The sequence below is a fragment of the Flavobacterium sp. DSR2-3-3 genome (assembly GCF_049896585.1).
In the GTDB taxonomy this organism is placed as follows: Bacteria; Bacteroidota; Bacteroidia; order Flavobacteriales; family Flavobacteriaceae; genus Flavobacterium.
In genome coordinates, this window is sequence record NZ_JAFCUP010000001.1 from 124,258 (window position 1) to 149,659 (window position 25,402).

The window sequence follows — 25,402 nt, forward strand, 5'->3', positions numbered from 1 at the left end:
AATAATAGAATTTGGCGCTTTATTAACCAACCATTTAATAACCAAAATTTTATTTATGAAAAAAATGTTTTTTACAGCGGCAATATTGTTATTGTCTTTAGAAGGTTTTTCACAAGGCTCTGTTGATTACGGTAGCGGAATGAAATTCAATTTGAACGAAGATGGTTCAAAATACATGCGTTTTATTGCATGGAACCAAATATGGTTTCGTTCCGGCCAAATGAACCCCGGAACAATGATTGGAAATGAAGCGGCTACAACTGGAACTGACATTGGGAACAGACGTCTGCGTTTTCTTGCCTACTCTCAATTATCCAAAAGATACATGATCGTGACACACTTTGGTATCAACAATCAAACTTTTACAAATGGAGGTGCCGCAGGATCTTCCGGAACTGGTGGGTATGGCGCCGGAAAAAAACCAGGAATATTTTTCCACGATGCCTGGAACGAATATGCATTAGTTTTACCTGAAAAAGACAAAAAATTCAGTTTGACTCTGGGTGGTGGATTGCATTATTATATGGGATTATCAAGAGCCACAATGGCCTCAACATTAAATTTTCTAACAATTGACGCTCCTATTTTTAACTGGCCACTAATTGAAAACTCCGATCAATTTGCCAGACAAATGGGTTTATTTGCCAAAGGAAAATACGGTAAATTAGAATACCGATTGAGTTACAATAAACCGTTCGCCACAAACTTAGTTCCTACCAATGTGACAACAGCAGATAATGCCGTAGCAGTTGACAACAGCGGAAACACAAAATGGTCAAAAGCTGGTTATTTCGAGTATCAATTTTTAGATCAGGAAGCTAATGTACTCCCTTATAAAGTGGGCAGTTACCTTGGAACTAAAAAAGTGTTCAATATTGGTGCTGGTTTTTACACGGCTCCTGACGCGACCAAATCTTCGGTAAATAACACCATCAGCAAACACAATATCAATCTTTTTGCAGCGGATGTTTTTCTTGATTTACCTGTTGGGAAAAAAGAAAACAAAATGGCTGTAACTGGCTATAGCGTTTTCTATGATTATGATTTTGGACCAAATTATTTGCGTAACGTAGCTATTATGAATATTGGTTCCGTTGACCCAAACTTCACAGGAAGCAGAGCATTGGCCGGCCCTGGAAATGCACAACCTACCATTGGATCAGGAAACATTTGGTACACGCAAGCCGGAATTTTATTACCAAGCAAAGCAGAGAAACCAAAAGTTCGCGTACAACCTTTTGGAGCTTTTACTTATAAAAACTTTGACGCTTTAGACAAGTCCAGTACCCAATTTGATCTTGGAACTAACTTTTTCTTGGACGGGCAACACGCTAAAATTACAGCACAATATTCAGCAAGACCCGTTTACACTTCCCCATCTAACATCTCAGGATCAAAAGGAGAATTCATAGTACAACTACAAATCTATCTATAAACTAATTTTAATAAAATATAATTTATGAGTACTAAATCAACAAAAGGAATTTGGAAAGTCATTTCCGCGTCCTCAATGGGTACAATGATCGAATGGTATGATTTCTACATCTTTGGAAGTTTAGCCGTTGTAATTTCAACAAAATTTTTCCCTTCAGATAATCCTACAGCAGCCTTCTTATCGACTTTGGCAACATTCGCAGCGGGATTCGTAGTGCGTCCTTTTGGAGCGCTTTTCTTCGGAAGATTAGGAGATTTAATTGGAAGAAAATACACGTTCATGGTTACTTTATTATTAATGGGTGGTGCAACCTTCCTGATTGGATGTATCCCGAGTTATGAAACCATTGGATTCATGGCGCCTTTATTAGTGTTAATTCTTCGTTTGCTTCAAGGTCTCGCTTTGGGTGGTGAATACGGTGGAGCCGCAACCTACGTGGCTGAGCATGCTCCCGTAGGACAAAGAGGATATTGGACTTCTTGGATTCAGACTACTGCAACAGTTGGATTATTCATCTCCTTGATGGTAATTCTAGCCACAAGAAACATCCTTACGCCTGAGCAATTTGATGAATGGGGATGGAGAGTTCCGTTTTGGGTATCGATCATCATGGTTGGAGTTTCGTATTTAATTAGAAAAAATATGGATGAATCTCCTGTTTTTGCTAAAGCAAAAGCAGAAGGAAAAACCAGTACTAATCCATTGAAAGAGAGTTTTGGAAATCGTTACAACTTGAAATTTGTATTGTTGGCTTTATTTGGAGCAACAATGGGACAAGGGGTCGTTTGGTACACCGGTCAATTCTATGCCATGAATTTCATGAAAACGGTAATGTCTATTGATTCTTCTCAGGTAGATACTTTGTTAGGAATCGCATTAATGCTTGGTACTCCATTTTTCATCCTTTTTGGTTGGTTAAGTGATAAAGTAGGCCGAAAATACATCATGATGGGCGGAATGTTGCTAGCAATTGTATTATATAGACCTATTTATAAAAGCATGTACGAAACTACATCGATAGCCAATAAAACGGAAATAGTAGAAAAAACAAAACTACTCGCTGAGCTGAAAGAGAACAAGAAGCAAACCATGGATTCTATTTACACCACGAACAAAGAGTATGCAGATGGAACAACATTAGTAGAAGTAAAAACTGTATCTTTAGAAAACGGCACGGTTAAAGTTGTGGACGGAAAACCAAAAATAGAAACCAAAACAACGATTAAAATTAACTCCAGTGACAATTGGGCTTTAATATTTTTAGTGTTTGTACAAGTCATATTTGTTACAATGGTGTATGGCCCAATTGCGGCTTTCCTTGTAGAAATGTTCCCCGTTAAAATTAGATACACATCTATGTCGTTGCCATACCATGTAGGAAATGGAATTTTTGGAGGACTGCTTCCTGCAATTTCAACCTATTTTGTTATAAATGCAAAGGAAGGCGGGAATCCGGAATTCTACCTTGAAGGACTTTGGTATCCAATTGTTATAGCTGCTGTCAGCTTTGTAATTGGAATGGTTTACATTAAAAATAAAGACAAAAACGCACACATTTAAAAGACACAGCTATGAAATGAGCATTACTGTAATTGGGTCGCAAACACCAATGATGATATGCGAATTACATATGACCGATAAAAAACAATAAATATCAACATATGAATCAAATAAAAAGAATTTTAGGATTAGTTTGGATTGCATTAGCAGCTGCAGCAGCCTATTTTTGCATCTTCACTTTCGGATTACCCAAATTTATGTCCGGTAAACAAGAGGATTTAGTATTCGGGATTATCATCTTATTCATACTTACCCCACTAATTGTTTTAGGATTAGGCACCTTTGGCTATTATGCCTTAATGGGTGATTACGATGAAAAAAACGATTAATTAAATGCACTCCTTAAAAACAATCTCTGCATGTTTTTGCAGAGATTGTTTATTTTTTAAATAAAAAACACAGATTCGAATACAGAATCTTTAAAAAACGAAAGCACATTCCGCTGCAAAGCAAACTGCATTTTCTTATGAAAAAGAGACATGAACAAAAGTTGGTAATCCTTTCAATGCTAATGCTATTAGCTTTGAACGTGCCGCTCTTGCTGTTATTTGACAGTTCGCAACCTCTTTTTGGATTTCCAATTATCTATATTTATATCTTCTCGGCTTGGCTGTTTTCAATCGCCATATCGTACTTAATTATAAAAAGATATTATGAATAGTATTGGACTCTTATTAATACTGGTGCTTTATTTGTCAATTCTTTTTTACATTGCCTATTGGTCCGAAAAAAGAAGCCATTCTAAATGGACAAATAATCCCTACATTTATTCCTTTTCACTAGCCGTATATTGTACCGCCTGGACCTATTACGGAAGTATTGGTGTTGCTGCAGAATCCGGTTTGAGTTATTTACCCATTTATTTAGGCCCTATATTAATTATCCCAACGTGGATGATTATTCTCAAAAAAATTATCCGAATTTCGAGAGTAAATAAAATTTCCAGCATTGCAGATTTTATTTCTTTACGATACGGAAACAGCAGATTTCTGGGAGCAGTAGTAACCATGATTTGTATTTTTGGAATCCTACCTTATATTTCTTTACAGCTAAAATCAATTTCAGACACTTTTCATATTGTTACCAAAACGCAGGCAAGCTCCAATATTTTCACTGACACAACAACCTATGTTTGCATGGCACTGGCTTTATTTGCTTCTTATTATGGTACTAAATATGTAGACGCTTCCGAAAAAAGACGCGGAATAGTAACCGCCGTCGCTATGGAATCCATCTTGAAGTTGGTTTTCTTTTTAATAGTAGGCATTTATGTTACCTATTTTGTTTTTGACGGTTTTGATGATATTTATCAAAAAGCGGCTGTCCTGAAAGATTTTGACAAGAAAAATACGATTGGCGGGATTACAAATGGAATCAACTGGTTCTTTCTTTGTATTCTATCCATGTTTGCTATTTTCCTTTTGCCAAGACAATTCCACACCGCAATTGTTGAAAATAATAAAGAATCTCATATCCGAACAGCGATTTGGCTTTTTCCGTTGTACTTGCTACTTTTCAACCTTTTTGTTTTCCCAATTGCTTGGGGTGGCAATATTCTTTTTCAAGGAAAAGGCCATAATTCTGACACCTACTCCTTATTGATTCCACAGCTTTTCGACAATAATGTATTGACAGTGATGGTTTTTCTGGGCGGATTTTCGGCAGCCATTTCGATGATTATTGTATCTTCAATTGCACTCGCTACCATGTTGAGCAACAACTTATTGATCCCGTATGGTTTCATAGGATCTTTGGAAAATTCTTCACAGAAAAAAAACAGCAAGCGAATTGTAAACAGCAGAAAAATAGGGATTTTTTCGCTTATCATTTTGGCGTATGCCATCTATAGAATATTCATTTTGGACTATTCTTTGGTTTCCATAGGACTAGTTTCCTTTGTCGTTATAGCACAACTGGCTCCTTCCTTTTTTGGTGCACTATTCTGGAAAAGAGGTTCTAAATATGGTGCGGTAACCGGAATTATTCTTGGATTTTTGACCTGTTTTTACACGTTGCTAATTCCGTACGCTATTGGAATCACGAAATCAACCAGCCTGTTTATTCAGGAAGGACCTTGGGGAATTGAATTGCTAAAGCCGTTTCAACTTTTTGGTTTGGATTATTTAGAACCCATACCGCATGCCGTTTTCTGGAGTTTATTAATTAACATTCTGAGTTATTCTGCGATTTCCGTGAGTTTCAAAGGCAATTATAGAGAACGTAATTATGCCGAAATGTTTGTGGATATTGACAAATACATTACCAATCATGAAAATGCTTTTGTTTGGAAAGGAACGGCCTACATCTCCGATATTCAAAAAGTATTGCAGCGATTTCTTGGTGAAGAAAGAACCAAGCGCGCATTGACTATTTTCAATTTAAAATACAACATTGATAAAGATATTACCACTGCCGATGCCCGATTTATAAAATTTGCCGAGAATTTATTAACGGGACACATTGGTACGGCTTCCGCCAAAATATTAATATCGAGTGTGGTCAAAGAAGACAAAATCAGTTTGCCCGAAGTGTTGCGAATTTTGGAAGAATCCAAAGAAAACATAATCATCAACAAGAAGTTGACCGACACTTCAAATGAATTAAAAAAAATATCCGAACAACTCAAAAATGCGAATCAGGAATTAGTAAATAAAGATATTCAAAAAGATGAATTTCTTGATACGGTTACCCATGAATTGAGAACGCCGATAACCGCCATTCGTGCCGCAAGCGAAATCCTTCATGACGATAACGACATTCCCGAAGAGTTGAGAAAGCAGTTTTTGCAAAACATCATTTCAGAGTCGGATCGATTAAACCGCCTAATTGACAAAATTTTGGATTTAGAGAAATTTGAAACCGGAAAACAAAAGATTTATTTGTCCAAAAACAACATTACAAAAACAATCAAAAACACATTAAATTCTCTCCAACAATTAATAAAAAATAGAAATATCGATATTGAATTTAATGATAGCTCCAAAGAGATAAAAGCCTTTTATGATGAAGAACGGATCATTCAGGTCATTCATAATTTAGTATCGAATGCTATAAAATTCTGCTCGGAAACAGATGGGAAAATAGTGATTTCCATTGATGAAAACAAACACAATATTGAAGTCAAAATACACAACAACGGCAAGGAAATTAAAAAGGAAGATTTTGAAGCTATTTTTGATAAATTCTATCAATCCCGAAATCAAAACGTAAAAAAACCAATCGGAAGCGGACTAGGTTTAGCCATTTGTAAGCAAATTATTGAACATCACAAAGGTAAAATTTGGGCTGAAGATAATGTTAAAGAAGGAGCCACTTTCATCTTTACATTACCCAATTATAATACAGCAGAAAATAGTTAAAAAAATGAAAAAGATTTTAATTGTAGATGACGAACCAAACATTGTAATGTCACTGGAATATACTTTCAAAAAGAACAATTTTGAAGTTTTCATAGCGCGTGACGGTCAGGAAGCACTGGATATTTTAAAAAAACAGCTGCCGGATGTGATCATTCTGGACGTTATGATGCCCATGGTGGACGGTTTTGCCACATTGGAACAAATAAAAAAAGACGAACGACTGAGGCATTGCAAGGTTATTTTCCTTTCGGCTAAAAACAAGGAAAAAGATATTGAAAAAGGACTTTCATTAGGCGCCAATTTATATGTTGTGAAGCCCTTTTCAGTTAAAAAACTGGTCGATCAAGTTCATGAATTAATGCAATAAGAAACAAATTCAACGCAATGACATACAAAGAAATTTATGAGGACAGCATTGAGCACCCAGAAAAATTCTGGGCAGAACAGGCTGATGCAATTGAGTGGTACAACAAACCGGAAACGATTTTGTCAAAAGACGAAAATGGATATCCGCTTTGGTACAAAGATGGAGAATTGAACATTTGTTACCTTGCGTTAGATAAACACATTCAAGATGGTTGTGGAGATCAGGTCGCTTTTATCTACGATTCTCCGGTGACACAAACCGTGAAAAAATACACTTTTTCAGAAGTAAAAGCCGAAGTGGCAAAACTCGCAGGAGGTATGCAATTGTTGGGATTAAAAAAAGGCGACACCGCTATAATTTATATGCCAATGATTCCTCAAACTGCATTTGCGATGTTGGCTTGTGCGAGAATTGGCGTGATTCATTCGGTTGTTTTTGGAGGTTTTGCACCAAATGAATTGGCTATCAGAATTGACGATTGTAAACCCAGAGCGATTATCACCGCTTCTTCAGGAATTGAAGTTGATCGTTTAATTGCGTACAAACCTTTGGTCGATCAAGCAATTGAACTTGCTTCACACCGACCAAAAAAAGTAATCGTTTTCAACAGAAAATTAGGCGCCCGAATTCCGTTTAAGAAATATGATGTAGATTATGATGCCTTGGTTTATGGTTCCGAAGAAACGCCTTGTGTTCCTGTGAATTCGAATCATCCGCTGTATATTTTGTACACATCCGGAACTACGGGAAAACCAAAAGGAATTGTAAGAGATACGGGTGGATACGCGGTGGCTTTAAAGTTTTCGATGAAATACATTTACAATGTAAAAGAAGATGAGACTTTTTGGGCGGCTTCGGATATGGGTTGGGCAGTGGGTCACAGCTATATTCTTTACGGACCGCTATTAAACCGAAATACAACCATAATTTTTGAAGGTAAACCGATAAAAACTCCAGATGCGAGTACGTTTTGGAGAATAATTTCAGAACATAAAGTGGGTACCATGTTTACGGCTCCAACCGCCATCAGAGCTATAAAAAAAGAAGATCCTGACGGAGAATTCATCAAACAATATGATTTAAGTCCTCTTAAAAATCAATTTTTGGCGGGAGAACGTTGTGATAATGCTACGCTGGAATGGTATCAACAACACATTCCTATTCCCGTAATTGACCATTGGTGGCAAACAGAATCAGGCTGGCCAATGATTGCTAATTCTCTTGGTATTGAAAAAATGCCGGTGAAATCCGGTTCTGCCACAAAAGCAGTTTGCGGATATGATATTCGGATTTTTAATGAAAACGGTGACGAATTAAACGCAAATGAAGAAGGTTTGGTTGTCGTAAAACTACCATTACCTCCGGGAAATATGTTGGGAATTTGGGAAAACGAAGCGCGTTTCAAAGCCGGTTATTTCAGCAAATTTGATGGTTATTATTTGTCTGGCGATGGCGGCTACAAAGATGAAGACGGTTATATTTTCATAACCGGACGAACGGATGATGTCATAAATGTAGCGGGACATCGATTATCAACAGCTGAAATGGAGGAAGTTGTTGCTTCTCACCATTCCGTTGCTGAATGCGCCGTTATTGGGATTCACGATGAGTTAAAAGGCCAAATTCCTTTGGCTTTGGTGGTAACCAAATCAGGAGATGAAATCGAACATTATCAATTGGAACAAGAAATTATTAAACTTGTTCGTCAGCAAATTGGGGCTGTTGCTTCGTTAAGAAATGTAGTAATTGTACAGCGATTACCAAAAACACGTTCGGGGAAAATCCTTCGAAAACTGATGCGCAGCATTACAGATGGTGCCGAATTCCAAATTCCGTCCACCATTGATGACGAATCTATTGTGGAAGAAATCATTGCAACATTAAAAAAGTATAAAATAGGCGTTTATAATATTTAAAATTTACCAAAATCATGAGTTACTATAAAATAAATAATTTAGAAGAGTACTTTAAACATTACAAAAAATCAGTTCGTGAGCCTAGAAAATTTTGGGACAAAGTAGCCGCTGAGAATTTTACTTGGTATCAGCAGTGGGATAAAGTAGTTGATTTTAACATGGCGGAAGCCGAGATAAAATGGTTTACCAATGCGAAGGTAAACATTGTAAAGAACTGTATTGACAGGCATCTTGCTAAAAAAGGAGATAAAACAGCTATCATTTTTGAACCAAATGACCCAACAGAACAAGCGCTGCACATCACTTACAATGAATTGTACGAACGTGTTTGCAAAATGGCAAACGTGCTGAAAGAACAAGGCATACAAAAGGGAGATCGCGTTTGTATTTACTTACCCATGATTCCTGAATTAGCGATTACTACTTTGGCCTGCGCCAGAATTGGAGCCATTCACTCGGTTGTTTTTGCGGGATTTTCCGCTTCGGCAGTGGCAGCAAGAATCAATGACAGCGAATGCAAAATGGTCATCACCTCTGATGGTGGATATCGTGGCAACAAAACCATCGATTTAAAAAGTATCGTAGATGAAGCCTTATCGAATTGTCCTTGTGTAAAGAACGTTTTAGTGGCCAAAAGAATCAACTCAACTATCAATATGAAAGAAGGTCGTGACCAATGGTTGCAGCCTCTTTTGGATCAAGCTTCGGATAATAATGTCGCTGAAATTATGGATGCCGAAGATCCTCTATTCATCCTTTACACTTCTGGTTCAACAGGAAAACCAAAAGGAATGGTGCACACTACGGCGGGTTATATGGTGTATTCCGCCTATACGTTTAAGAACGTTTTTAATTATGAAGACAATGATATTTTTTGGTGTACCGCTGATATTGGCTGGATTACCGGACATTCTTACATTCTTTACGGGCCGTTATTGAATGGAGCTACGACGGTAATTTTCGAAGGCGTTCCGTCTTATCCTGACTTCAGTCGCTTTTGGCAAACTATCGAAAAGCATAAAGTTACCCAGTTTTACACGGCGCCAACCGCCATTAGAGCCTTGGCAAAAGAAAGCATTGAATACGTGCAAAGGTACCAATTGACCTCTTTGAAAGTAATTGGATCAGTAGGAGAACCAATCAACGAGGAAGCTTGGCACTGGTATAACAACCACGTAGGCGATAAAAAATGTCCTGTGGTAGATACATGGTGGCAAACAGAAACCGGAGGAATTATGATTTCGCCAATTGCCTTTGTAACACCTACAAAACCAACGTATGCTTCGTTACCTTTACCAGGAATCCAACCCGTTTTGATGGATGAAAAACGCAACGAAATTGAAGGCAATCAGGTAACCGGAAGTTTGTGTATTAAATTTCCTTGGCCGGGAATTGCAAGAACCATTTGGGGCGATCACCAACGATATAAAGAAACGTATTTTTCTACCTTTCCAGGTAAATATTTCACTGGCGACGGCGCTTTGCGTGACGAAGTTGGTTATTACAGAATTACTGGTCGTGTAGACGACGTAGTTATCGTTTCCGGACACAATTTGGGAACGGCACCTATAGAAGATGCCATCAATGAGCATCCTGCAGTTGCAGAATCAGCAATCGTAGGTTTCCCGCATGATATCAAAGGAAATGCGTTGTACGGTTTTGTAATTTTAAAAGAAACCGGAGAATATCGCGATAGAGAAAACTTAAGTAAAGAGATCAACCAACACATATCTGATCATATTGGACCAATTGCAAAACTCGATAAAATCCAGTTTGTTTCCGGTTTACCAAAAACCCGTTCCGGAAAAATCATGCGTAGGATTCTGCGTAAGATTGCTGAAGGTGATTATTCTAATTTTGGCGATACGTCAACATTGTTGAATCCTGAAATTGTAGATGAAATCAAAGAAGGTAAAATTTAGTTTTTAGTTTTAGTTTGTTGTTGAAAACTGCTTCATTTCCGGAGCAGTTTTTTTTATACAAAAACGGCTGTCTTTTTAGGGACAGCCGTTTTTTCACTAATTCAACGTATTCTTAATTTTTCAACAGTTTCAATACCTTCATTCCATTATTTTCATCAAATGTTTTCACAATGTAAAGACCTTGGTTCAAATCATTAACCGAAAATTGATAGCCTGCAGATTGATTTGAATCAAAACTTTTTATTAATTGTCCTGTGATTGAAAAAATCTGCACTTTAGACATCGTTTCATTCAACGTAAAATAATTAGATGCAGGATTTGGATACAAAACAATCGTTGGTGACTTTTCGAAATCTGCTATTGCCAAAGAAGCTGTTTTGTTACCGTAGATACGGTAATCGCCTGCAGCAATTGTTATTGGATCATTTACATTATTAACGGTAATCGTTGTATTATCCATCAAATTATACCAAGTACCTGTATATGGAAATCCAGTAGCTACATTTTGAGTAGTCACATTGAAATTGGCTATTATCAAAACATCTTTGAGTTGGCTTGACGCCAAAGCACTATTGGTAATTTGGATATTTGGATATAATGAACTTGAATTGGCGATGGTTGCAGTTCCTAAAAAAACTGGCTCTACAGATTTCATCGTAATCATTTTGGACCAATCGTTGTAAATTTTACTTCTATTGGTGTCTCCAAGCCAATTATTGACCCATTGTGGTTGTTGTTTGGTATCTAATTTACAATCGCCCGCTGTTGCATCTGACGAAGTGTTTACCGTTCCATTATTACAGGCAAAAATAGAATTTTCCCAACCTAATTCGCCAAAATGCCAGATCATCTTTGGTCCTGGAACCAATAAAGAAACAGCTCCAACCGCTGACATTCGAGATAACGCAACATTTAATGTTTTTACGTTATGCGCAGGATTAGAAGTATTCCCAAATTGCAAATTTTTATACATCAGTCGTTCTTCATCATGACTTTCGGCATAACCCAGCAGCCTGTGAGCGGCAAAACCTCTGCTAGAACTATTCATGCGAGAAATATTTGCGGTGTAACCCATAGACAATTCATTGTATTGACTGGTCATTATTCCCCACATCATAATTCCTTTGCTTGGTGTTTCATTGAGTCTGTAATTAGCCCAAAGCTGTTCTTCATCATCATTCCCTAAATGTTCAAAAATAGCATAATGATTTGGATCTAAACTCCAAGAATAATCGGCATACTTTCGCAATACATCCACTCTGTCCTGTTGTTTAACTCCTGTACAGGCTTCTTGTCCTCCGGCTACGTTTGAAGGACAGTTCTGTGTAAAACCTTTGGTTAAATCCCAACGGAAACCATCAATTTTATATTCCTCTACCCATTGTTTAATGACACGCTGCACATAGTTTTGTGTTCTGGTTTGTTGATGATTAAAATCCTCTCCTACACTATAACTGTGCATCGCTGCGGTATTAAAATACGGATTTTCAACAGAAGGAGAACCCCAACCATCGCCGTCAGCATCATTCATCCACATACGTATCATTGGATTTCTTCCAAAAGCATGATTCAACGCAACATCAAGAATAACGGCTATTCCGTTTTGATGGCACAAATCAATAAACTCTTTTAACTTGTCAGAAGTACCATAAAATTTGTCTAAAGCCATGTGAAAAGAGGTATTGTATCCCCAACTTTCATTACCTTCAAACTCCATTACTGGCATCAACTCAATCGCATTTATTTTTAAATTTTTAAAATAGTCAATTTTATTAATTAAGTCCTGATAACTTCTGTTAGCATCAAAATCACGCACGAGCAGTTCATAAACTACCAGTTTTTCTTTAGCCGGTTTAATAAAATTAGTCGTTGCCACGCTCCAAACGTAAGCCGTTTGCCCAGTTTGTAATACCGTAACTTCACGTTCCTGACCTGCAGGATACACTGGGAGATTAGGATAATTTACAGATGAAATTCCCGGATCATCAAAAGGAGACAAAACCAATGTGGAATACGGATCGGCAGTTTTTACTAAAGAAGGCGTGCCTGCAATAGGCGTTGCATCAACTACCCAATACTGATACGTGTAATTAGCTCCGGAAACCAATCCATTTAATTCTAACCAAAACTTGCCTGAGGCAGGGTCCTTTTTCATCGCAAAAGAACCTGTAGGTTGATAGTTGTTGAAACTCCCTGATACATATACAAAATCTTTGAACGGCGCATCCAGCACTAAAGTTGCTTTTGTCGCATCAGCTGTATTGTAATTGATTCCGTCCAATAATCCAGCAGACATCGATTCATTGATAGTACCCGGATTAACAATTGCATTGAATTTTTTAGTAATTACAGTTGTTCCCTGAGTCACCTGCAATTCGTAATTTTGATTCCCGGTAATATTTGTATGGTTATAACTATAATTGGATGTACTTGTATTGGTATTTATATTATTTCCGTTTGCTTTCAATACATAGCTCGCATTTCCACCCGTATTGTTAGCAGCAATACTTAAACTTCCACCTGAAGCAATTATAGTTGCGCTATTTTCCGCAGGTGCTGTAAGGTTAACTTGATATGCTCCAACTTCAACAAAATTGTCTTGGGATTTTTTATCTCCCGTTCCATCCTTTGCTTTAATTAGAAAACCAATTCTACCGATTCCAGTTCTATTATAAAAAGCATTTGGGGTAAACGTAATTCTATAGATATCTGCACCTGCGGTGTAAACTAACTTATTAGCTTCATTAGACGCTGTCCATGAACCATTTGCAGGGCAATCTAAGCTGTTTGCATCATTCGTATCATAAGACCAAGCCCAGAGATACAAAGAATGATCAGAAATTCCCCAAGCAGCTTCGTCTACAGAACTTCCGCTAATAGTTATCGTAATCGATGTTGTTTCTTCAAAAGGGTTAGGACTTACAGTGCTGGTTACGGTTTGTTGCTGGGCCGAAGAGACTAATGACCAGAATATTAATAATAAAAGTATAGTTTTTTTCATAGCTATTTGGTTTTATAAAAAAAGGGCTATCCATAAGATAGCCCTTCTAACAGTAAAAAAATACTAATTTTTTGTAAGCGAATATTTGTAATTTCTAGGTGAACTTAAATCTAAGGTAATGGTGTAATTTCCAGCAGAAGGAACTTTGATGTTATCGCTATTCAATTCTAAAATTCCATCAGCACCTTTATCACCATAATTTATGTCCCAAGCATTGTTTGCTCTAAATTTCATCTCTTTTTGAGTAAGATTAGCAGTAAGAGTCCATACTTTAGTAGTTTTGTTGTAAGTCATAGCAGTACTATTATCCCATCCTCCAGGAGTTCCATCTCCGATGATTCCCCAGACAGTTGCTGTAGCTTTGTATGTTAATTTCTCCGTGTCAACTACAATTTGATAATAACCAGCAGTTAAAATTTTAAAATTAGCTCCCTTCGGATCTAAAGTTCCCGGAGTTGCTCCAGCACCATACTCACCTTTCCATTCTGGAAAGCTTGTAAATTTATATTCGGCGTTTGCATTATTAAAATTAATATATCCTTCAAAATCTACTTTACCAAATCCTGAAGCAGAAAGTTGTGGAGATGTAGCGGGATCCCAATCTTTAGGATATCCTGAAGCAGCAGCATAACCACCAGGAACCCATAATTTAGGATTTTCTGTGGTATAAGCTGTAACAACAATCCCTATTACACTAGAATACATGGCAGGTAAAGTTCCAGCAGTTGCTTTTACTCTCACTTCAAATTCAATTGGAGAAAAAGGAGTCGCTTTTAATACCAGTGCAGCTCCGTTCATAGACTCTACAGAAACAGAAACTTGATTTTCCGAAGGCAATGCACTTCCTATTTCTTTAGGAGTTTTAAATTCATTTCCTTTTTTATCCATTTCAACTACATAATTTACTTGAACGGCTCCGCCAAAATTAGCCGACTTCCAGGTAAAACGTTCTGCTTGTGCAGTGGCGTTTTCTGGTTTTAACACATATCCAGCACCAGCGGTTGGAGCAGTCAACATTGGAGAATCTATTCCTTCGATAACAGGTCTGTCCTGAACATCTTCAACGCTACAAGACAAAGCAACTACGGCAAATAAAGCAATTATTGATTTAGTTATATTTTTCATTTTTATTAATTTTTTAAATTATTTAATATCCTGGGTTTTGTCGTAATTTATTATTTGATGCTAACGCTGTAGCAGGAATTGGAAACAAATCTCTAAACGCTTGCGTTGGAGATCCACCGGCAGATCCACCTTTGAAAGGCCATAAGTAGCTTCCGCCAGAAAATTTACCAAAACGAATTAAATCCGTTCTTCTTTGTCCTTCCCAGTGCAACTCTCTAGCTCTTTCATCAAGAATAAAATTTAAGGTTAAATCCCCTTGAGTAACCGTAGGTCCTTTCGCTCTCGTACGCAATGCGTTCACATACGTTGCGGCAGTTGGCAATGTTCCGCCCGCTCCTCTAACAGCACATTCAGCATACATTAAGTAAGCATCCGCTAAACGGAAAATTGGAAAATCAGAGTCAGAGAAATTCCCTGCTTTATCTGAGCCTTGTTTCCCATTCACATCAACATTTCTAAATTTCTGAATTGCATATCCATCGGTAAAAGATCCGATGTTTTTGATTTCTTTCGTTTGCCCGTTGGTGTAAAACTTCCCACGAGTATCTGTTGTATTGGGTGCAAATTTATCGACAAAGGCAGCAGTAGTTCTGATTCCAGCCCATCCACCATTAATTCCAAATTCACTTGCATTCATACTTCCTCCTACCGGAGCATGTGTTAAGAAAGTTGTTCCTCCATATGTTTGGGTGTGAATACCATCAAAACCTATAGCAAATATGAATTCGTTTTGAGCACCGTTCTTGTCATTGTCAGCAAAAAACAATTGGTTGTAATTGGTATGCAAAGCATATCCTGATCCAATCACTTTAGTGATTAATGGAACTGCACCTGCGTAATTATCCGTTCCAATATATACCTTAGCATTCATGTACAATTTAGCCTGTAGCATCCAAGCCGCAGCTTGATCTACACGATACGCTTCATTTGCTTTTGGTGCTTTCAATTCACTAGAAATTGCTGTTAATTCCTCATCGACAAATTTGTACAATTCTGCTCTTGTAGCATATTCCGGGTAAAAGAATGTGCTTGGAGAATTTTCAGTGACTAAAGATCCACCACCAAACATATCGATTAAGTGCCAATACGTCAATGCTCTTAAGAAACGAGCCTCAGCTCTGTAGGTTTTGATCTCCGCTATCAAAGCAGCGTCAAGACCTCTGGAGGCTAATTTTTCATCTGTCGTTTGTCTTAAAAACTCATTACAGTTTACAATTTGAAAAGAGAACCGTGCAAAAGTAGCTGTGATAAAACGGTCCAAAGAAGTCCATGTTTGAGAATGAAGATCTTTAATAGTTCCATCATTCCATCCAATAACTGCTTCATCAGTAGTCAATTCTTGCATTAACCAAAATCCTCTTATATATTGACTTTCTCCTTCATCAATTCCGGAGATATCTGGAGATCCGGCTGCGGTTTGACCAGAAGTGGCAAATCCTGCATATAATTTAGCTAGATTTTGTTTGTACGACTCTGGGGTGCTAAAAAACTGCTCTCCCGGAATGGCATTGGCACTCTCTGGAGCTTGGTTCAAATCATCTGTACAGGATGGAAATATCATTACCAACAGTAACAAAGAAATACCCAATAATTTTATTTGTGTCTTTTTCATTTTTCTTGTTATTTGTATTAGAAATTAACGTTTAAACCTAACGTAAAGGTAATAGGTCTTGGATATAAATTTCCATCTATACCACTAGATGTTTCTGGATCTAACCCTTCATATTTAGTAATTATTAAAACATTTTGAGCTGCTAATGTTAGTTTAACTAACGAAGTAGCATTTGCTTTTTGATTAAAAGTATAGCCAACACTTACGTTGTCTAATCTAATAAACGAAGCATCTTGAATGTAATAATCGGATTCAAATCTTTTGGTATCCGTCGATTTAAAATTGGTCTCTAAAACATTGGCAACACCATTCGCCAAATCTGTATCTCTAATTAAAATATTATTAAAGGAACCTTTACTAGAATCTACATTGTTGTAATTGTAATTACCCCAAGATCCTCTCCAGTTCATTCCCAAATCAAAATTCTTGTAGGTTACGCTAGTATTAAAGCCATAAAAAACATCGGCTGCGGGTTTGTGAAAACGGTATTTATCTTGTTCAGTTATAATCCCATCTTTGTTTCTGTCGATATAAATATCGTCTAATGGTTTACCGTTTGCATCATAAGCTTGTTCATATACATAAAAGGAACTTGGCGCATACCCTACTTGATGGTTTTGAATAAAATTTCCCGTTGCTCCTTCATAACCTCCTACATTAAGGCCTGGAGTGTTAGGTAAGGCAGTGGTTAACTTCGTAATTTCAGAATTTTGGAACGTTACATTTCCTCCGATTCTCCATTCAAAATCCTCTGAACGAACAGGAATTACTTCCGCAGCAATTTCGATTCCTTTATTTTCTATAGTCCCAATGTTATAATTGTCAAAATTAGAAAATCCGAAGAACGAAGGATTTTGTGTTTTTAACAATAAATCTTCTGTAGTTCTCTTGTACAAATCAACACTACCAGTAATCCTATTATTCACAAATCCAAAATCTAAACCTGCATTAAGTGTTGTGGTTTGTTCCCACTTCAAATTACTATTGTAGGGCTCTGGTCTGTAAGTCGTGTAAAATTGATTTCCAAATTGGTATTGAGCAGCTGTATTAGACGCTAAATAAAATGGTATCGCGGGATAACTTACCCCAATATCTTGTTGTCCGGTTATACCCCAACCGCCACGAAGTTTTAGGGTAGAAATACTAGCAATATCTTTTAAGAAGTTTTCTTCATTTAATTTCCAAGCCAAAGCAACAGCAGGGAAATTTGCCCAACGGAATTCAGGTGTAAATCTCGAAGTACCATCTCGTCTGTAGGACAATGTCACTAAATATTTATCCGCAATACTGATGTTTGTTCTGGCAAAAAACGATTGCAAGTTGATACGTGAAGGAAAATTAGGATCGACAGTAATATTTTTACTTTCGAAATTATAATTTTTAGCATAGAGTGACTCTCTAAAATCTTGATAAGAATACCCTCCGGTAACATCAAAAACAGTATTGATAGATTCTACTTTTTTGTTATAATTTAAAAACAAATCCATCAATTTATTAAAACGCGATTGCGATTTTTCAAAAGTATTATTAAATCCCGAGCCTTTCAAACCATTACGATAATCGGCCGCGGTAACCTCATTGTAAGTACCCCTCAATTGATCGTACCCAAAATTAGCGACAGCTTTCAATTCCGGTAAAAAATGCATTTTATATTCAGTTTGAATATTTCCAATACTTCTGTATGCATTACCCGTTCTATTGATTTGATCAATCATAGCCAATGGGTTTGTTCCCGCTAATTGGTTGATTTCAGTAGGAGACGTATACCATTGAAAAAAGGTGCCATCAGGATTTCTTACTGCTTGTGTTGGGTCAAAACGAATAGCCGCACCAATTGCATCACGATTACTGTAAACACTATTAATAAGAGAGGTATTGTTATTCAATTCGATTTTTAAATGATTGTCTAGAAAGTTGCCTGTAACACCAATACCAAGCGTCGTTCTTTCCATATTATCTTTTTTCAAGATACCATTCAAGTTAGTATATCCTACAGAAGCTCTGTACACTACATTATCAGAACCTCCGCTTAATGCAATGTTATGATCTGTACCAACAGCGGTTCTGTATATCTCATCTTGCCAATCGGTATCTGCAGCACCAAGTAAAGCTTGTTGTGCCGCGTTACCATTTGCAGCTATAAAATCTCTGAATTGCATACTCGATAAAGCATCCACTTTGTTCGTGATTTCAGATACCTGAAAATTTCCGTTGTAATTTACTTGTAAATCGCCCGCTTTTCCTTTTTTGGTAGTAATAATAATTACCCCGTTTGAAGCACGAGAACCATAAATTGCAGTTGCCGAAGCGTCTTTCAATACTGAAATAGATTCAATGTTATTTTGATTGATTGTAGACAATGGATTCCTACTTCCTTCTACTCCACCAGCCGCGACTGGCACACCGTCAATTACATACAATGGATCGTTGTTAGCAGATAATGAAGATCCACTTCTAATTCTAATAGTTGCCCCTTCACCTGGGGATCCGCCTCCATTGATGATCTGCAATCCTGCTACTTTTCCTTGAATCATTTGATCCGCGGACGTTACAGGTCCTTTGTTAAAATCTTTTGTAGTCAATACCGTTACAGCTCCTGTTGCATCTTTCTTCTTAACAGTACCGTAACCTACTTGAATTATCACTTCTTGCAATTGATTTGCATCTTCTTGTAAAGATACATTTAATGAATTTTGAGCAACATAATCCACAACAGTATTCGTGTAACCGATGTATGAGAAAACTATTTTGTCGCCTCTTTTTACATTGGACAACTGATATTTCCCATCAAAATCAGTAGAAACACCATTAGCGGAACCTTGTACATTTACATTTACACCCGGAATAGGCTGTCCTGATGTTTTATCAAGAACAGTCCCACCAACAGTATTCTGAGCCAGAATACTAAAAGGGAGTAGCAGTAATAACATTAACAACTTTTTATAAATTGTTTTCATACTTTTTGTTTAAATTAATTTAAGTTTTTATTGAATTCTCAACCTTAACCATTACTTCGAATGTTAAATTTATGTAAATTTTGTCACCTCCGACAACAGCCCTTTTTAATTGAGTTACGAAAACGTAATAGTGTTGAAAACTTTCTGATTTATTTAAATTTTTATTCCTTTAATTACCATTTGTAAAATTAAATTTTATCTTTATTACGAAATAAAATTTTCACCACATCTTACCATGAAAAGGAAAATCACACTTAAACAAATTGCAAAAGAATTAGATGTATCTATTTCCACAGTTTCCAAGTCATTAAGAAACAGCCTCGAGATTGGTGAAGAAACCAGACTTAAAGTACAGGCGTTTGCCAAATTCTACAATTACAAACCGAACAATATTGCGTTGAGCCTAAAAAATCGCAAAACAAAAACCATAGGAATTATTATCCCTGAAATTGTCCATCATTTCTTCTCTACAGTAATTAATGGAATAGAACATGTGGCCAATGAAAATGGATACAGCGTAATCATCTGCTTATCGGACGATTCTTTTGACAAAGAAGTTCTTAACATGGAAATGCTGGCTAACGGTAGTATTGATGGTTTCATTATGTCTCTTTCCAAAGAAACCCAATTCAGAGGCGATTTTCACCACATCACTGAAGTCATCAATCAAGGAATGCCTGTAGTGATGTTTGATCGTGTTACCAATGATATTCTTTGCGACAAAGTAATTATTGACGATCAATCCGCAGCGTATGAAGCGGTTCAAAGTTTAATTGATAAAGGACGGAAAAAAATCGCACTAGTGACTACGGTTGATTACGTGAGCGTCGGCAAACTCCGTACTGACGGCTATATTAAAGCTCTAATGGATAATGATATTCCTTTCAATGAAAATCTAATAATCAAAATAGAAGATGTTGATACGTGCGAAATTACCATTGGAAAATTATTAGAAGACAAAGCTATTGACGCCGTTTTTGCGGTAAATGAATTGTTCGCAGTAACAATAATTAAAACCGCCAACAAAGTAGGTCTCAATGTCCCTAGAGATTTAGCTGTTATTGCCTTTACCGATGGTATTATTTCAAAATATTCAACACCTACAATTACTACAGTAAGTCAAAACGGAATAAAAATGGGAAATAAAGCGGCAAAAATGCTAATTGAACGACTCGAATCTGAAGAAGATGAAGAAGATGAAAACTACAAAACCGAAGTTATTGAAACGCATTTGATAGAAAGAGAGTCTACAAATTAAATTTTTAAATTTCATAAAGAGATTGCGGACTTTTAAAAATATTTATTTCAAGTCTAATTATCAATTTTGTAGACTAAAAAATCTAAGAACACTAAAAATCTAATTGATCTAAGTAGTCCATCCCGTATTAGATTCAGCACTACAACCTTGTAGTGAAAAATGTTTCTTATTATTTGTTTGCGAAAAACGTTAGTTTAAAATATATTTTTATATTTACGACATCAAACCTTAACTTTTACTTCGAAAATAAGATGAGTTTTGATAAGCATAGCGCTTATCGTTTAATTTTTTAAATTACGATAATGGAAAAGCGTAGATTAAGTTTCTGGCAAATCTGGAACATGAGTTTTGGATTTCTGGGGATTCAAATGGGTTTTGCGCTGCAAAATTCTAATGTTAGCCGTATATTTCAAACTTTAGGCGCAGACATTGACGACATTCCCATTTTGTGGGTTGCCGCGCCAATGACAGGTTTAATCATTCAACCCATAATTGGTTATTTCAGCGATAGAACCTGGACAAAATTAGGTAGAAGAAAACCTTATTTTTTAGCGGGTGCTATTTTTGCTTCCGCAGCCTTATTCATCATGCCCAATTCACCCGTTTTATGGTTTGCGGCAGGAATGTTATGGATTATGGATGCCTCGATCAATGTTTCCATGGAGCCGTTTCGTGCCTTTGTAGGCGATAACCTTCCAGAAAAGCAACGCACCATGGGATTTGCGATGCAAAGTTTTTTTATAGGAATTGGCGCTTATTTTGCTTCGAAATTACCGTTAATTTTGACACATTTCGGTGTTGAAAATACCGCTCCGCTGGGAATCATTCCTGATTCTGTAAAATACTCCTTTTATATTGGTGGAGTTGCTTTCCTAATTGCAGTCCTATGGACGGTAATTACATCCAAAGAATATTCTCCTGAAGAACTGGCAGCATTTGAAAACCATAAAAAAGACACCTTTGAAAAAGAAAACTATTCTACGGAATGGTATCAAAACAATGGCAAATCACACTTAAACAAAGGACTGATTTTCTTTGCTATCGGAATACTATTTGCTTTTGCCATTTTCCATTTTGAATTAAAGAAAGACTTATATGTATTGGCACTTGGTTTAATCGCATTACGTGGTCTAGCTATGATTATTTCGGGATTAATGCAAAAAGCAAATAATACCGAAAATGGATTTGTAACCATTATGAATGATTTTCAGTTCATGCCAAAAATCATGAAACAATTGGCCTGGGTTCAATTCTTCTCTTGGTTCGCCCTTTTTTCAATGTGGATTTATACCACTTTGGCCGTTACACAACATATTTACGGCACAACAGACACTACTTCAGCAGCCTACAATACGGGTGCAAATCAGGTTGGAGAAATGTTTGCAAATTACAATCTGATTGCCGCACTAGCCGCTTTCTTGCTTCCCTTATTAGCAAAAATAACCAGCAGAAAATTTACTCACTTCTTGGCATTAACATTAGGAGGATTAGGACTTATTTCTATTTATTTTATAAAAGATCCCAGCACTTTTAATATGGAATGGTTGCCAATGATTGGAATCGGAATTGCTTGGGCTAGTATTTTATCTATTCCTTATGCGATGCTTTCCGGAGCGTTGCCATCAAATAAAATGGGATATTATATGGGGGTTTTTAACTTTTTCATTGTTATCCCACAATTAGTTGCCGCCTCGATTTTAGGGTTTTTGGTCTCTCAATTTTTTAACAGTGAACCAATTTATGCGCTGCTAATAGGCGGCTTTTCAATGATTCTTGCCGGAATAATTGCACTTACAATTAATGATGAATCGAAAATTACAATCAATGACTAAAAAAGCATTTATATTCGACCTGGACGGAGTGATTGTTGACACGGCTAAATACCATTATTTAGCGTGGCAAAAAATCGCAAATGAATTAAATATCGAATTTACACACGAACATAATGAATTATTAAAAGGAGTAAGCCGCGTGCGCTCTTTGGATATTATATTAGAATTAGGAAAAGTGGAAGCTTCACAAGAAGATAAAGACCGATGGTTAGTTCAAAAAAATGAAGACTATTTATCCTATTTAGTCGATATGGATGAAAGCGAAATTCTTCCGGGAGTATTTCCAATTTTAAAATTTTTAAAGGAAAACAACCAACACATCGCATTAGGTTCTGCCAGTAAAAATGCTAGGCCCATTCTGGAAAAAACAGGACTACTCTCGTATTTTGACGCGGTTGTAGATGGAAATGATGTGACTAATGCTAAACCAGATCCGGAAGTATTCCTGATGGCTGCTAAATTACTGAATGCTACTCCCGAAAACTCAATAGTATTTGAAGATTCAGTGGCGGGAGTTCAAGCGGCAAATATTGGCAATATGACCAGTATAGGAATAGGTGATGCACGCACTTTGCACGAAGCAAAACACATCTTTAAAGATTTTACAGCTATCGATACCCACTTTATAGAAGAATTAATTAAAGAATAAAAAAACAAGATTCAAAAAAGCAAAAAAGGAACAGATTGTATGCAACCCACTACAATCTTTGAATTTTTTAATCATTGAATTTTTTAAATTAGAAAAGAATGAATCAAGATTATATAAAACCAGACAATTGGTCTATCATCGAAGAAGGATTTGATGCCGAGTGTGTGAAATCATCTGAAAGTCTGTTCAGCATTGGAAATGGTGCTATGGGACAGCGCGCTAATTTTGAAGAAACCTATACGGGAGAAACCTTTCAGGGAAGTTATATTGCTGGCATCTATTATCCTGACAAGACTAAAGTGGGTTGGTGGAAAAACGGATATCCGGAATATTTCGCCAAGGTTTTAAATGCTCCAAATTGGATTGGTATTGACATTGAGGTTAACGGAGAAAAACTGGATTTGAACAATTGTTCAGCAGTCAATAATTTTCGCCGTGAATTGAATATGAAAGAAGGTTGGTACAACCGCTCTTTTGAAGCTACGTTGAAAAACGGAACGGAAATTTCCGTAAGTGTACGTCGCTTCCTTTCTTTAAACTTAGATGAAGTGGGCGTGATTAATTACGAAATCACACCTTTGAACAAAGATTCAAAAATAGTTTACAAACCATATATCGATGCTGGCGTAACAAATGAAGATGCTAACTGGGAAGAAAAATTCTGGGAACCACTTGATGTAAAAAAGTCAGGAAATGAAGCATTTGTAACGGCACAAACATTTAAAACACATTTTAAAGTAACCACATTCATGCACAACAGCATTTTGAATAATGGTGAAAAAACGGCTATTTCTCCTTCTAATATTGATGCAACTGCTGATAAAATTCAATTCAGTTATGATCTAATTGTGGGGCAAGGCCAAAAATCATCGATCCAAAAAATTGGTGGTTACACAGTTTCCTTAAACCATGAAAATACCGTTAACGCTGCTGAGAAAGTAATTCAATCCGCTTTAGCATTAGGATATGACAAAATGCTGCAGGACCAAATTGATGCTTGGGCAAAAATTTGGGAAATGTCAGATATTACGATTGACGGTGACGTGAAAGCGCAACAAGGAATTCGTTTCAATATTTTTCAGTTGAACCAAACCTATTTAGGAAAAGATTCCCGTTTGAATATTGGCCCTAAAGGATTCACCGGAGAAAAATACGGTGGATCTACGTATTGGGATACCGAAGCCTATTGCATTCCTTTTTACATGGCAACCAAAGATCAGGAAGTAGCCAGAAACTTATTGACGTACCGCTACAATCAATTGGACAAAGCCATTGAAAATGCCGCTAAATTAGGATTTACTAATGGCGCTGCTTTATATCCAATGGTAACGATGAACGGCGAGGAATGCCATAACGAATGGGAAATTACTTTTGAAGAAATTCATAGAAACGGAGCCATCGCATTTGCCATTTATAACTTTTACAGATACACTGGCGACTACAGCTACATTCCTGAAAAAGGACTGGAAGTATTAATTGCAATTGCACGTTTCTGGCATCAAAGAGCGAATTATTCAACTAATTTGAACCAATATGTAATTCTTGGAGTTACCGGTCCAAATGAATACGAGAACAACGTAAACAATAATTTCTACACCAATTATATTGCCAAGTGGTGTCTGGAATATACGTACGAACAAATTCAAAAAGTGTCACTGGAATATCCTTCGGATCACAAAAGAATTACCGAAAAAGTAAAAATCACGGATTCCGAATTACAGTCTTGGAAAAAAGTTTCGGATAATATGTACTTCCCTTTTTCGGAAGAACATAATGTGTACTTGCAACAAGACGGTTTCTTGGACAAAGAATTGGTTTGCGTAGCTGATTTGGATAAAAGCCAAAGACCCATCAATCAAAAATGGTCTTGGGATAGAATTTTGCGTTCGCCGTATATCAAACAAGCCGATGTTTTGCAATGCTTCTATTTCTTTGAAGATCATTTTTCGAAAGAAGAATTAAAAAACAATTTTGAATTTTACGAATCTTTTACGGTTCATGAAAGTTCACTTTCGCCTTGTGTACACTCAATTCAGGCGGCACTGTTAGACAAAATGGATATGGCATACACATTCTATTTAAGAACTTCGCGTTTGGATCTTGATGATTACAACAAAGAAGTGGAAGAAGGCTGTCATATTACATCTATGGCCGGAACTTGGATGAGTATTGTAGAAGGTTTTGGTGGAATGAGAATTAAGGACGACACACTTCATTTTTCTCCAAAAATCCCAAAAGAATGGGAGGGCTATTCGTTTAAAATTAATTTTAGAAACCAAATTTTGAAAGTAGCAATCAATCATAAGGAAACTACATTCTCAATTATTGGCGATACCAAATTGGCAATCGTAGTAAACGGAAAATCCGTTTTGGTAACGCCAGAAAGTCTAGCTACCGTTTAGAAACGAT

15 protein-coding genes are annotated in these 25,402 nt (G+C 36.7%); 11 read left to right on the forward strand and 4 right to left on the reverse strand.

The window, feature by feature from the left end; translation table 11 throughout:
* The first annotated feature begins 55 nt into the window (after positions 1-55).
* From ACP7AQ_RS00530 to acs, 7 genes are all read left to right on the forward strand, one after another.
* Positions 56-1,435, forward strand: coding sequence for a porin (locus tag ACP7AQ_RS00530; RefSeq protein WP_426090338.1), 1,380 nt, complete (start codon positions 56-58; stop codon positions 1,433-1,435).
* Between the two features lie 24 nt (positions 1,436-1,459).
* Positions 1,460-2,995, forward strand: a complete 1,536-nt coding sequence (locus ACP7AQ_RS00535) for an MFS transporter (RefSeq protein ID WP_426093961.1) — start codon at positions 1,460-1,462, stop codon at positions 2,993-2,995.
* A gap of 101 nt (positions 2,996-3,096) precedes the next feature.
* Positions 3,097-3,324, forward strand: coding sequence for a DUF6814 family protein (locus tag ACP7AQ_RS00540; RefSeq protein ID WP_426093963.1), 228 nt, complete (start codon positions 3,097-3,099; stop codon positions 3,322-3,324).
* A gap of 324 nt (positions 3,325-3,648) precedes the next feature.
* The gene (locus ACP7AQ_RS00545; RefSeq protein ID WP_426093965.1) at positions 3,649-6,354 is read left to right on the forward strand and encodes an ATP-binding protein; all 2,706 of its coding nucleotides are present in this window, start codon (positions 3,649-3,651) and stop codon (positions 6,352-6,354) included.
* Between the two features lie 4 nt (positions 6,355-6,358).
* Positions 6,359-6,721 carry a response regulator transcription factor gene (locus tag ACP7AQ_RS00550; RefSeq protein ID WP_091204335.1) on the forward strand — a complete coding sequence of 121 codons (363 nt, stop codon included), beginning with the start codon at positions 6,359-6,361 and terminating at the stop codon, positions 6,719-6,721.
* Positions 6,722-6,738: 17 nt separating this feature from the next.
* Positions 6,739-8,637: an acetate--CoA ligase gene (locus tag ACP7AQ_RS00555; RefSeq protein WP_426093967.1), complete on the forward strand. Its 1,899-nt coding sequence runs from the start codon at positions 6,739-6,741 to the stop codon at positions 8,635-8,637.
* A gap of 14 nt (positions 8,638-8,651) precedes the next feature.
* On the forward strand, positions 8,652-10,559 hold the full coding sequence (gene acs, locus ACP7AQ_RS00560; RefSeq protein ID WP_426093969.1) for an acetate--CoA ligase: 1,908 nt from the start codon (positions 8,652-8,654) through the stop codon (positions 10,557-10,559).
* 112 nt (positions 10,560-10,671) lie between these two features.
* Here the strand turns inward: acs and ACP7AQ_RS00565 are convergent, their stop codons facing one another.
* From ACP7AQ_RS00565 to ACP7AQ_RS00580, 4 genes are all read right to left on the reverse strand, one after another.
* Positions 10,672-13,560, reverse strand: a complete 2,889-nt coding sequence (locus ACP7AQ_RS00565; RefSeq protein WP_426093971.1) for an alpha-amylase family glycosyl hydrolase — start codon at positions 13,558-13,560, stop codon at positions 10,672-10,674.
* Between the two features lie 63 nt (positions 13,561-13,623).
* The gene (locus ACP7AQ_RS00570; protein WP_426093973.1) at positions 13,624-14,685 is read right to left on the reverse strand and encodes a SusE domain-containing protein; all 1,062 of its coding nucleotides are present in this window, start codon (positions 14,683-14,685) and stop codon (positions 13,624-13,626) included.
* Positions 14,686-14,707: 22 nt separating this feature from the next.
* On the reverse strand, positions 14,708-16,297 hold the full coding sequence (locus tag ACP7AQ_RS00575) for a RagB/SusD family nutrient uptake outer membrane protein (protein WP_426093975.1): 1,590 nt from the start codon (positions 16,295-16,297) through the stop codon (positions 14,708-14,710).
* A 17-nt stretch (positions 16,298-16,314) separates the two neighbouring features.
* Positions 16,315-19,254: a SusC/RagA family TonB-linked outer membrane protein gene (locus tag ACP7AQ_RS00580; protein WP_426093977.1), complete on the reverse strand. Its 2,940-nt coding sequence runs from the start codon at positions 19,252-19,254 to the stop codon at positions 16,315-16,317.
* Between the two features lie 235 nt (positions 19,255-19,489).
* Here ACP7AQ_RS00580 and ACP7AQ_RS00585 point away from each other — a divergent pair, with 235 nt between their 5' ends.
* From ACP7AQ_RS00585 to ACP7AQ_RS00600, 4 genes are all read left to right on the forward strand, one after another.
* Positions 19,490-20,512 (forward strand): LacI family DNA-binding transcriptional regulator, encoded by a 1,023-nt coding sequence (locus ACP7AQ_RS00585; protein ID WP_426093979.1) that lies wholly within the window; start codon positions 19,490-19,492, stop codon positions 20,510-20,512.
* Between the two features lie 302 nt (positions 20,513-20,814).
* Entirely contained in the window at positions 20,815-22,344 is a 1,530-nt protein-coding gene (locus ACP7AQ_RS00590) for an MFS transporter (protein WP_426093981.1), read from the forward strand.
* Positions 22,337-22,993, forward strand: coding sequence for a beta-phosphoglucomutase (gene pgmB, locus ACP7AQ_RS00595; protein WP_426093983.1), 657 nt, complete (start codon positions 22,337-22,339; stop codon positions 22,991-22,993). Before ACP7AQ_RS00590 ends, pgmB begins: the two co-directional genes overlap by 8 nt.
* Before the next feature lie 98 nt (positions 22,994-23,091).
* A complete protein-coding gene (locus tag ACP7AQ_RS00600; RefSeq protein ID WP_426093985.1) occupies positions 23,092-25,395 on the forward strand; it encodes a glycoside hydrolase family 65 protein in 2,304 nt (767 codons plus the stop codon).
* Positions 25,396-25,402 lie beyond the last annotated feature (7 nt).

What these genes read in the sequence shown, in the direction of transcription:
- ACP7AQ_RS00530 (WP_426090338.1), top strand. Translation starts at nt 56, where the DNA reads ATGAAAAAAATGTTTTTTACAGCGGCAATATTGTTATTGTCTTTAGAA.
- ACP7AQ_RS00535 (WP_426093961.1), top strand. Translation starts at nt 1,460, where the DNA reads ATGAGTACTAAATCAACAAAAGGAATTTGGAAAGTCATTTCCGCGTCC.
- ACP7AQ_RS00540 (WP_426093963.1), top strand. Translation starts at nt 3,097, where the DNA reads ATGAATCAAATAAAAAGAATTTTAGGATTAGTTTGGATTGCATTAGCA.
- ACP7AQ_RS00545 (WP_426093965.1), top strand. Translation starts at nt 3,649, where the DNA reads ATGAATAGTATTGGACTCTTATTAATACTGGTGCTTTATTTGTCAATT.
- ACP7AQ_RS00550 (WP_091204335.1), top strand. Translation starts at nt 6,359, where the DNA reads ATGAAAAAGATTTTAATTGTAGATGACGAACCAAACATTGTAATGTCA.
- ACP7AQ_RS00555 (WP_426093967.1), top strand. Translation starts at nt 6,739, where the DNA reads ATGACATACAAAGAAATTTATGAGGACAGCATTGAGCACCCAGAAAAA.
- acs (WP_426093969.1), top strand. Translation starts at nt 8,652, where the DNA reads ATGAGTTACTATAAAATAAATAATTTAGAAGAGTACTTTAAACATTAC.
- ACP7AQ_RS00565 (WP_426093971.1), bottom strand. Translation starts at nt 13,560, where the DNA reads ATGAAAAAAACTATACTTTTATTATTAATATTCTGGTCATTAGTCTCT.
- ACP7AQ_RS00570 (WP_426093973.1), bottom strand. Translation starts at nt 14,685, where the DNA reads ATGAAAAATATAACTAAATCAATAATTGCTTTATTTGCCGTAGTTGCT.
- ACP7AQ_RS00575 (WP_426093975.1), bottom strand. Translation starts at nt 16,297, where the DNA reads ATGAAAAAGACACAAATAAAATTATTGGGTATTTCTTTGTTACTGTTG.
- ACP7AQ_RS00580 (WP_426093977.1), bottom strand. Translation starts at nt 19,254, where the DNA reads ATGAAAACAATTTATAAAAAGTTGTTAATGTTATTACTGCTACTCCCT.
- ACP7AQ_RS00585 (WP_426093979.1), top strand. Translation starts at nt 19,490, where the DNA reads ATGAAAAGGAAAATCACACTTAAACAAATTGCAAAAGAATTAGATGTA.
- ACP7AQ_RS00590 (WP_426093981.1), top strand. Translation starts at nt 20,815, where the DNA reads ATGGAAAAGCGTAGATTAAGTTTCTGGCAAATCTGGAACATGAGTTTT.
- pgmB (WP_426093983.1), top strand. Translation starts at nt 22,337, where the DNA reads ATGACTAAAAAAGCATTTATATTCGACCTGGACGGAGTGATTGTTGAC.
- ACP7AQ_RS00600 (WP_426093985.1), top strand. Translation starts at nt 23,092, where the DNA reads ATGAATCAAGATTATATAAAACCAGACAATTGGTCTATCATCGAAGAA.